Below are 6,000 nucleotides of genomic sequence, written 5' to 3' on the forward strand. Positions count from 1 at the left end.
AGTGGCTAGATTATTACTAAGGAGTGAAATGAAATCAACAAAAAAACCCCTTAAGGGGCTTTTTTGGAGGAAAAATTGATTTGAACACATGAAAAACGTAGATTTATTGTTCGTTTTCTTGTTCTGTAAACAAACCAGCAAAAAGAGCAGTACTTAGGTAGCGCTCTCCTGAACTTGGTAATACCACCACAATTTGTTTGCCTGAAAATTCTGGAAGTTCAGCAATACGGTTCGCTGCAACCACAGCAGCACCAGAAGAGATACCAGCTAAAATGCCTTCTTCTTCCATCAGTCGACGAGCCATTTCAATAGCATCTTCTGAAGTGACGGCTTCAACACGATCGATTAATGCTAAATCTAGGTTTCCTGGAATAAAGCCTGCACCAATACCTTGGATCTTATGTGGCGCTGGTTTTATTTCTTCACCAGCAAGCGCCTGTGCGATTACTGGAGACTCAGCGGGTTCTACCGCAACTGAAAGTACGGCTTTATTCTTGGTGTGTTTAAGGAAACGACTTGTTCCCGTTAATGTACCACCAGTACCAACACCTGCAACGAATACGTCAATATTACCTTCTGTTGCTTCCCAGATCTCTGGACCTGTTGTTTTTTCATGGATCTCAGGGTTTGCTGGGTTATTAAACTGTTGAAGCAGAAGGTACTTACTTGGGTCACTTGCTACAATTTCTTCCGCTTTTGCTATCGCGCCACCCATACCTTTAGGTGCTTCTGTTAATACTAGGTTTGCGCCTAGTGCTTTAAGCAGTTTACGGCGCTCAAGGCTCATTGATGCAGGCATTGTTAGTGTCAGTTTATAACCACGAGCAGCAGCAACAAAAGCAAGTGCAATACCAGTGTTACCTGACGTTGGCTCAACAAGCTCAATACCTTCTTTTAACGTGCCTGCTTTTTCTGCTTCCCAAATCATGTTAGCGCCAATACGACACTTAACACTAAAGCTTGGGTTACGAGCTTCAACTTTTGCTAATACGTTCCCTTTACTTACACGATTAAGGCGAACTAGCGGTGTGTTACCAATCGTTTGAGAATTATCTTCGTAAATCTTTGTCATGATCTGTTCCTTCATTACACGGTAAGCGTGATTGTATGGGTTATGATGTCTGTACTCTTTTGAGTCACTCTACCTATTTAGAATACGAAGAGTTACTCAAATGAGAAAGGATCAAAAGGTTATAAGTTATGGATTAACGGTTTGTATGCTTATTACGATACACGTCGACCCACATAGCGGTCGCACCACAAACAGCAATAGGCATTACAAATAGGTTTAAAATTGGAGTCATAGTAAACAGAGTAACTAAAGAACCAAAAGATAAGCATTTTCCACGATTAGTTTTTAAATCGTCTCGCATGGTTTCAAATGGAACTTTGTGATTATCAAATGGATAATCGCAATATTGAATGGCCATCATCCAGGCGGTAAACAAAAACCATAAAACAGGAGCGATACTTTGACCAATCGCAGGAATAAAAAATAAAATAAATAACCCTAATGCTTTTGGTAGGTAATATTTTAGTTTTTGCCATTCTCTTGTAAAGATCCGTGGCAAGTCTTTCAGTGCATCAAGAACTCCGCCATTCGGAGCTGGTTGATTGGTTAATTTTGCTTCTAAGTGCTCCGCTAATAACCCATTGAATGGGGCTGCTATCCAGTTTGCAATGGTACTAAAGAAGTAAGAAAAGACGGCAAGAATACTGATAACAATAAGTGGCCAGAGTATATAAGAGAGCCAATTTAACCAACTTGGAATTTGAGCTAATATCTGTTCAATCCAACCGCCAATTTGATTGAAGAGATAAAAGAACGATCCCCCTAAAAGTACAAAATTTATCAGTAGAGGGATAAACACAAAGCGACGAATACCCGGCGTCATAGCGAGTGATATGCCAGTAAAAAAGTACTGAACACCAGATTGAGTTTGTTTCAATGAATTCATAATCAAAATTTACGGTTGTGTATCATGTATTCACTATACTCAAAAATAAGCACAAATAAATGGAATTAGAGTAAATAAAGTCGGTCTAAATTGTTCAAATGTAAGATTTATGTCACCACTTTCATTTTGTTATTCAACAATGGGGCTATTATTTGGTACATTATCAGGAAGTAGTGGTAGATTAACGTGATTAGTTAAACTACTTTAATATAGTAGTTAAAGTTAGCTTCTTTCTTTTAATCAATAAGAGAGGGAAGCTCAATAAAGCAGAAGAGCAGAGAGTTAGCGATGCAAGAATTGCGATTAGTGTTGATACTTGTTGGGGCATTGGCCATTGCGGCGTTATTGTTTCATGGCTTATGGACAAGTCGAAAAGAAACAAACTCAAAATTTGGGAAAAAAGTAGACATCGATTTTGATTCAGACATTGATGATGACGAAGTCGCTCCTATGCGTGGTTTTGATCAAGCAAAAGAAGAAGCTAATACGCAAACAGAGAGAAAAGAGCCTGCATTTACACGTGAAGAACCGGCTTTTTCAACGGATCCTCTTTTTGATTTTGAGCATAAAGAAAATACGCTTGAAGAGCCTATTGCAGTGATTAAAGAGCAGCCTGTTGAAATACAAGAGGCCGTCGTTAATGAGATACCGGTAAAAGAACAGATAATCATCGAAGAAGAGCCAATGATCTCCTTTTCGGCAATTGATGATACCGTTATCGTTCAAGAAAAACAGCCTCAGCCAGAACTGCATATTGAAAAGCCAATAATAGTAGAAGAGCCGGTGGTTGCGCCTATTATAGAAACAAAGCCAGAACCAGAATCTGAGCCTGAGCCGAAAGAAGACGTTATTGTAATTAATGTTCATGGAATGGGAACAGAGCGCTTTAACGGAAATCGTTTGTTCAATAGTCTTGAGCAAAATGGATTAGTGTTTGGTGATATGGGGATCTATCATCGCCATTCGGATCTTTCAGGAACTGGAAAAGTGTTATTTAGTGCTGCGAATATGGTTTCGCCTGGGCATTTTCAAGTACCAGAAGGTGAAGCGTTTTCAACACCAGGTATTTCATTCTTCTTACCATTACCGTGTTTTGGTGATGCTGAACATAACTTTAAACTGATGTTACAGACGGCTCAGTTAGTAAGCTCAGAGCTTGGTGGTAATGTTCTCGATGAAAAAAGAGCCATGCTGACACCAAATAAAATAGATGAATATAAGGGAAGAGCGAAAGTTTTTTGCCGTAAATAGATTATCTACTATAGAATTAGTATTAATGAGAAAGGCTCTTTTTGAGCCTTTTTTTTATTTTTAGAAAACAGAACAAGAAGTTGATGAATCATGAGTATTGAACAGACCTTAGATGAGCTAAAACAACAACTGAATTACCACGCTTATCGTTATTATGTAGAAGATAGCCCTGAGCTGCCTGATGCAGAATATGACCGCATGATGCAGCAATTGCTATCTATAGAGTCTGAACATCCAGAGTTGGTGAGCGTTGACTCACCTAGTCAACGTGTGGGTGGGGAGGCGTTGAATGGTTTTACTCAAGTTCAGCATGAGATCCCAATGCTTTCTCTTGATAATGCATTTAGTGACGAAGAGTTAGAAGCCTTTGAAAAAAGAATGAACGATCGTCTTATTGCTAAACCTGTTTCTCTATTCTGTTGTGAGCCTAAGTTGGATGGTCTTGCGGTTAGTCTGCTCTATGTAAATGGTAAATTAATACAAGCAGGAACTCGTGGTGATGGTTCAACGGGAGAGAATATCACTGAAAACGTAAGAACGATCCGTTGTATTCCGTTAACGCTGCAAGGAGAAGGTTGGCCAACACGATTAGAAGTGCGTGGTGAAGTCTTTATGCCAAAAGCGGGCTTTGATGCTTTAAATGAACGAGCGTTAAAACGCGGAGAAAAGCCATTTGCTAACCCACGAAATGCGGCGGCAGGCAGTTTACGTCAATTAGATTCAAAGATCACCGCAACACGTCCACTGAGTTTTTATGCTTATAGCGTCGGTGTGATTGAAGGCGGTGAATTAGAGGCAAGCCATTATCAGCGTTTTGTTCAGCTTAAAGGCTGGGGATTACCTATGTGTGAAGAGACCAAACAATGCGGCTCTTTAGCAGAAGTAAAAGCTTACTATAAAGACATTCTTGAGCGCCGAGATGCATTGAAATACGAAATCGACGGCGTGGTAATTAAAGTTGATGATATTGAGCTTCAAGAACAACTAGGTTTTGTAGCGAGAGCACCTCGCTGGGCGATTGCTTATAAGTTTCCAGCACAAGAAGAGCTGACGGTTCTTAATGATGTCGAGTTTCAAGTAGGGCGTACCGGGGCTATTACTCCGGTCGCAAAACTTGAACCTGTATTCGTAGGTGGCGTCACAGTAAGTAATGCAACACTGCATAATGCAGATGAAATCGCACGCTTAGGTGTCCATATTGGCGATACTGTTATCATTCGTCGAGCGGGGGATGTGATCCCACAAATTGTTTCGGTTGTTGAAGCTCGTCGCCCAGAAGACAGTAAAGCCATTATTTATCCTACAAACTGCCCAGCCTGTGATTCTAAGCTTGAAAGAGTCGAAGGCGAAGTGGTTACTCGCTGTGGTGCAGGTTTAGTCTGTCCTGCTCAACGTAAAGAAGCACTAAAGCATTTTGTCTCTCGTAAAGCGCTTGATGTTGATGGTTTAGGCGACAAGGTAGTCGAGCAGTTAGTTGATAAAGAAATGGTCGAAACTCCCGCTGATTTATTTAAATTATCAGCAGGTATTTTAACCGTACTAGAGCGTATGGGACCTAAATCAGCTCAAAATGTGGTTGATGCCTTAAATAAAGCCAAAGCAACGACCTTACCTCGATTTTTATACTCTTTAGGTATCAGAGAAGTGGGTGAAGCCACTGCTGCAAATTTAGCTCTACATTTCGCCACGTTAGAGGCGGTTCAGGCGGCGACACTTGAGCAATTAATCGAAGTAAGTGATGTCGGTGATGTTGTTGCCAAACATGTTTTAAACTTCTTTGCAGAACCACACAACCAAACAGTTATTGACGATTTACAAGCAATGGGCATTCACTGGCCTGAAATTAAAGCGCTTGATGAATCTGTTCCGCAACCATTAGCAGGAAAAGTGGTGGTGCTTACAGGGACACTTCATAAATTAAAACGTAATGAGGCTAAAGCAGCACTACAGGAATTAGGTGCAAAAGTAACAGGCAGCGTATCTAAAAAGACCGACATTCTTTTTGCGGGTGAGGCTGCAGGGTCTAAATTAACCAAAGCGGAAGAGCTTGGAGTAGAAGTAATGAATGAAGAACAGTTAATTGAGTTACTAAATTAACAATAAAACAGCCATTCATTAAATAAAAAAGGAGCGTAGAGCTCCTTTTTTTTATCTCTGAAACTAATGGTTTTTATTGGTCGGTATAACTTAAATCTTTGTACCGATACTGGTTGTAACTATTTATAGAGGATAATCAACCGTTTTCAAAATAACGAGATTCTCGTCGCATTGAGTCTTTTTTTATATTTATAACGTATTGATTTAGCTTTTAAAGATGTTTTTTTATGATTATTAATCTGTTTAATTTGATCTTAATCACTAACACGAAAGAAGTTTGCGCTCGCTCATATTTTTTTTATAGAAAATTAAGTTTTTGTTTTATGTTTTTTTTGATCTGTTTAGTCTTAATTACATGGATGCACTTGGTGTATGCAGGGAAAAATATAAGGTAATTACGATTTTTGAATTTTTCTTATTTAAAAATTGTGTGAATTAGGAGAGTTATTTATTGCTTTCGGCGGCCAACTTAAAGCCAATAAATAACCAATACAGCGATATCCATTTTTAGGAGTTTTATTCCATGGAAAACAAATTTTTTAAAACAACGTTATTAGGGGCTGCGGTTGCTTTGGCATCTGCAGGTGTTACAGCAAAAGAAGTGGGTATTAACTCTGACTTTACTGTAGAAGCTTATGGTGTTGCGGCTATCTCACTAGTTAATTATAACGTTACTGGTAATGGCAACAAGGGC

At 39.4% G+C, this 6,000-nt stretch carries 4 protein-coding genes and 1 pseudogene; 3 read left to right on the forward strand and 2 right to left on the reverse strand.

What is annotated here, in order from left to right; translation table 11 throughout:
- Window positions 1–103 precede the first annotated feature (103 nt).
- Both cysK and cysZ read right to left on the reverse strand, forming a co-directional pair.
- Window positions 104–1,072 (reverse strand): cysteine synthase A, encoded by a 969-nt coding sequence (gene cysK / locus PVK62_RS10570; RefSeq protein WP_274444330.1) that lies wholly within the window; start codon window positions 1,070–1,072, stop codon window positions 104–106.
- A gap of 133 nt (window positions 1,073–1,205) precedes the next feature.
- Window positions 1,206–1,958 (reverse strand): sulfate transporter CysZ, encoded by a 753-nt coding sequence (gene cysZ, locus PVK62_RS10575; protein ID WP_274444331.1) that lies wholly within the window; start codon window positions 1,956–1,958, stop codon window positions 1,206–1,208.
- A gap of 288 nt (window positions 1,959–2,246) precedes the next feature.
- On the opposite strand from cysZ, the gene zipA reads away from it, so the two are divergent.
- The 3 genes and pseudogenes from zipA to PVK62_RS10590 form a co-directional block, all read left to right on the forward strand.
- Window positions 2,247–3,209 carry a cell division protein ZipA gene (gene zipA, locus PVK62_RS10580; RefSeq protein ID WP_274444333.1) on the forward strand — a complete coding sequence of 321 codons (963 nt, stop codon included), beginning with the start codon at window positions 2,247–2,249 and terminating at the stop codon, window positions 3,207–3,209.
- A gap of 90 nt (window positions 3,210–3,299) precedes the next feature.
- Window positions 3,300–5,306, forward strand: a complete 2,007-nt coding sequence (gene ligA, locus PVK62_RS10585) for an NAD-dependent DNA ligase LigA (RefSeq protein ID WP_274444334.1) — start codon at window positions 3,300–3,302, stop codon at window positions 5,304–5,306.
- 523 nt (window positions 5,307–5,829) lie between these two features.
- A pseudogene (locus tag PVK62_RS10590) lies at window positions 5,830–6,000 on the forward strand (porin); the annotation flags it as partial.

This window comes from Aliivibrio sp. S3MY1, assembly GCF_028765575.1.
In the GTDB taxonomy this organism is placed as follows: Bacteria; Pseudomonadota; Gammaproteobacteria; order Enterobacterales; family Vibrionaceae; genus Aliivibrio.